Here is a 4,672-nt window from a genome sequence, read left to right as displayed (position 1 = left end):
AGGGCTTCCCGCCGCTGTCCACCGAGGAGGCCCTGGCCCTGCTGGATGCCGCGCTGTTCGTCGACGAGCCGACCGCCGTCCCCGTCGCCCTGCGCCCCGCCGCACTGGCCGCCGTCCGGGACACACTCCCGGCTGTCCTCCAGGACCTCGTCCCCGCCTCGGACCGTCGGCGTCGCGCCGCCGGACGCCCGGCAGCAGGGTCCGGTACCGCTCTGGCGCGCAAGCTCGCCGGTCTCCAGAGCACTGAACAGGACCGGCTGCTCCTGGAACTGGTGCAGGGACAGGTGGCCGCCGTGCTGGGGCATGCCTCGGCCGGAGCGGTCGACGCGTCCCGCAGCTTCAAGGACCTCGGGTTCGACTCGCTCACCGCCGTCGAGCTGCGCAACCGGCTCGGCTCGGCCACCGGCGTCACGCTCCCGGCCACGCTCGTCTTCGACCATCCGACACCCACGTCGCTCGCGGACTTCCTCAGGACGCGACTCCTGGGTTCGGCGGACCAGACGGACGAGGCGCCGGCCGCCAATGCCCGTGCCCGTGCTGCCGCGTTGGACGAGCCGATCGCCGTTGTCGGGATGGGGTGCCGTTTCCCGGGTGGTGCGACGTCGCCCGACGCGCTCTGGGACCTGGTCGCCGAGGGTCGGGACGGCCTGACTCCTCTCCCGGCCGATCGTGGCTGGGATCCGGCCCTTCTGGAGGGCTTGGCCGCGGTCGGCGGATTCGTGGACGACGTGGCCCTCTTCGATGCGGAACTGTTCGGGATCTCCCCGCGGGAGGCCCTGGCGATGGACCCGCAGCAGCGGCTGCTGCTGGAGACCGCCTGGGAGGCGCTGGAGGACGCGGGCATCGACCCGACCTCGCTGCGGGGCTCGGCCACCGGCGTCTACGCCGGCGTGTCAGGCAGCGGCTACGGCGGCAACATGCAGAACCCGCAGGGCGAGACCGGTGGGTACCTGCTGACGGGCAGCACGCCCAGCGTCGCCTCGGGCCGGCTGTCGTACGTCTTCGGGCTGGAGGGCCCCGCCGTCTCCGTGGACACCGCGTGCTCCTCGGCGCTGGTCGCGCTGCACCTGGCCGCGCAGGCCCTGCGCGCCGGGGAGTGCGATCTCGCCCTGGCCGGTGGCGCCACCGTGATGGCCACGCCGGGCATCTTCCTGGAGTTCGCGCGGCAGGGCGGGCTGGCCGGTGACGGCCGCTGCAAGTCCTTCGCCGACAGTGCGGACGGCACCGGCTGGGCCGAGGGCGGCGGCATCCTGGTGCTGGAGCGGCTGTCCGACGCCCGCCGCAACGGCCACCCCGTGCTGGCGGTCATCCGGGGCAGCGCGGTCAACCAGGACGGTGCGTCGAACGGGCTGACCGCGCCCAACGGCCCGTCCCAGCAGCGCGTCATCCGCCAGGCACTCGCGTCCGCCCGGCTCGAGCCCGCCGAGGTGGATGCCGTCGAGGCGCACGGCACCGGTACCCGCCTGGGCGATCCCATCGAGGCGCAGGCGCTGCTCGCCACCTACGGGCAGGCGCGCGGTGACGACGAACCGCTGTGGCTCGGCTCGATCAAGTCCAACCTCGGGCACGCCCAGGCGGCGGCCGGTGTGGCCGGTGTGGTGAAGATGGTGATGGCGCTGCGGGAGGAGCGGCTGCCGCGCACCCTGCACGTCGAGGAGCCGTCCTCGCACGTGGACTGGGAGGCGGGCGCGGTGCGTCTGCTGACCGAGGAGCGGGCCTGGCCGCGCGGGCAGCGGCCGCGCCGGGCCGGTGTGTCGTCGTTCGGCATCAGCGGCACCAACGCCCACGTGATCATCGAGGAAGCCCCCACCGCGCCGGCGCCGCAGAGGCGTGGCGAGTCTCCGACACCGCCGCCCGTCGTCCCGTGGGTCCTGTCGGGCCGCGGCCGGCCTGCCCTGGCCGCTCAGGCCGAGCGGCTGACCGCCTTCCTCACCGAAAGCCCCGACGTGTCGCCGCTCGACGTCGGGCTCTCACTCGCGGTTTCCCGGGCCGCGTTGGAGCACCGGACGGTCGTGCTCGGCCGCGACCTCGCAAGCCTCCGCTCCGGGCTCGCCGAAGCGCTTCGCTCCGGACTCGCCGCACCGGCTGTCACGGGATCGGTCGTCGAGGGCCGTACCGCCTGGATGTTCACCGGCCAGGGCAGCCAGCGCCTCGGCATGGGACGTCAACTGCACGCCTCTCACGCCGTGTTCGCGCGCGCCTTCGACGAGACGGCTGAGTTGCTGGAGGCCGAGCTGGCCGGGGCGGACGGATTCCCCTTGCCGCTCCGCGAGGTGCTGTTCGCGGGTGACGGCTCGACGTCCGCCGCCCTGCTCGACCGAACCGGCTACGCCCAAGCGGCCCTGTTCACCGTCGAGACCGCGCTCGCCGCCCTCCTGGACTCCTGGGGCGTGCGCCCCGACGTCGTGCTCGGCCACTCGATCGGCGAACTCGCCGCCGCCCACACGGCCGGCGTCTTCGAACTGCCCGACGCCGTAAGGCTGGTGGCCGCCCGCGCCCGGCTCATGCAGGCTCTCCCCGAGGGCGGCGCGATGGCCGCGATCGAGGCGGACGAGGCCGAGATCACCGAGGTGCTGCGGGACGCCGAAGACGTGGCGGTCGCGGCCGTCAACGGACCCAGGGCGATCGTCGTGTCCGGCAGTGAGGACGGCGTGGAGCGCGTCATGGCGGCCGTCACCGATCGCGGCCGTCGCACGACCCGCCTGCGGGTCTCCCACGCCTTCCACTCACCGCTGATGGAGCCCATGCTCGACGAGTTCGCCGAGATCGCCGCCCGGATCGACTACCGTCGGCCGACGCTGCCCGCCGTCAGCACCCTGACCGGTGCGGCGCTCACCGACACCGACTGGACGACCCCCGACTACTGGGTGCGCCAGGTCCGCCACGCCGTGCGCTTCCACGACGCGGCCCTCACGGCCGTCGGTGACCTCGGAACCGTCCGCTTCCTCGAACTGGGCCCGGATCCGGTCCTGTCGTCCCTCGTGGAGCCCGCCTTCGCCGTCTCGGCCCTGCGCGGCAACCGGCCCGAGCCCGAGACCCTGCTCACGGCCGTGGCCGAACTCTACGTACGCGGCACCCCGGTCGACTGGTCGGCCATGTTCGCGGACAGCGGTGCCACCCGCACCCCCCTGCCCACCTACGCCTTCCAGCGCGAGCGCTACTGGCTCCGCGACGCGAGCGGTTCCGCCGACGCGCGCGACCTCGGCCTCCGGGCGACCGGCCACCCACTGCTCGGCGCCGCCGTCACCGTGGCCGGATCGGACGCGGTCCTGCTCACCTCCCGGCTGTCCACCGCCGCCACCCCCTGGCTCGCCGACCACGTGGTGGGCGGAGCGACCGTCGTCCCGGGCACGGCCCTCGTCGAAATCGCCCTGGCGACAGCCGAACGAGTCCACTGCGACCGCCTCGACGAACTCGCCCTCCAAGCCCCGCTGATCCTCCCCGAACGCGGAGCCACCCAGGTCCAGATCACCCTGGACGCTCCCGACGACACCGGCACCCGCGCCCTGCGGCTGTACGCCCGTCCGGACACGGCGGGCGACGACGACCCGTGGACCCTGCACGCCACAGGCACGGTGAGCAGCAGCGAACCGGCGACGCCCCACGCCCCGGACCTCCGGACCTGGCCGCCCGCCGACGCGCAACCGGTCGGGACGAGCGGACTGTACGAGCGACTGGCCGACGCGGGGCTGCGCTACGGCACCGCCTTCCGCGGCCTGCGAGGCGTCTGGACGCACGGCGACGACCTGTACGTGGAGGCCGCCCTGCCCGACGAGGTGGCCGCCGAGGCCACCTCGTACGCCCTGCACCCGGCACTCCTGGACGCCGTGCTGCACGCACTGGCACTCCGCACCGACGGGCGGCGGGGCACTCTGCTGCCCTTCGCCTGGTCGGGAGTGTCCTGCCGGGCCGTCGGTGCGAACGAGGTGCGGGTACGTCTCACCCCGCGCGGTGCGGACACGTACGCCCTGCACGTGGCCGACGCCGCCGGCGAACCGGTCGCCGCCGTCGAGTCGCTGCTGCTCCGCCCGGTGTCCACGGGAGCACTTGCCGCACAGGCCGCCACCGAAGACCTCTACCGGATGGAGTGGACCCCGGCCCCGACCTCGAGGCCGACCCTGCCCGGGGCCGGTTCCGGGTCCGGGGCCGAGCGGACGACGGACGCGCCCGACCGGGTGACCTTCCTGCGACCCCCGGCCGTTCCGCAGCCCTGGCAGACCGCCGGTCTCACCCTCGCCACCTGCGACGACGACGCACCCGACAGGGTTGTCCTCACGGTAGCCGCCGGGGCGGGGACCGAGGCGATCGGCTCGGCGCTCGCAGCCGTACGGGAGTGGCTGGCCGAGGAGCGTTTCGCCGCCGCGCGCCTGGTCGTCGTGACGTCGGGCGCCGTGGCGGTCCGCGACGGCGAGACGCCCGACGCCGGTGGCGCGGGCGTCTGGGGCCTCGTCCGTTCCGCGATGAACGAGCACCCCGGCCGTCTCTCGCTCATCGACGTGGACGACGCCCCCGAGTCCTACCGCTTGGCCGCCACCCGCATCGAGGAGGACCAAGTCGCGATCCGCGAAGGCCAGGCGTGGGTGCCGCGTCTGGTGCGGATGTCGGCGGGTGGGGTGCTGGTGCCGCCGGCCGGTGTGGGTGACGGGTGGCGGATGGATGTCGTCGCCGGGGG

At 74.4% G+C, this 4,672-nt stretch carries 1 protein-coding gene; it reads left to right on the top strand.

Features of this window, described 5'->3' with window-relative positions; genetic code table 11:
* Nucleotides 1–4,672 (top strand): type I polyketide synthase (locus ACZ56B_RS32590; protein ID WP_468798627.1); only part of this gene is annotated, 4,672 nt, incomplete at both ends.

Source organism: Streptomyces sp. NPDC034670, assembly GCF_055574875.1.
Note: the sequence above shows the minus strand (reverse complement) of the source record. Positions and strands in the feature narration are given on the sequence as shown.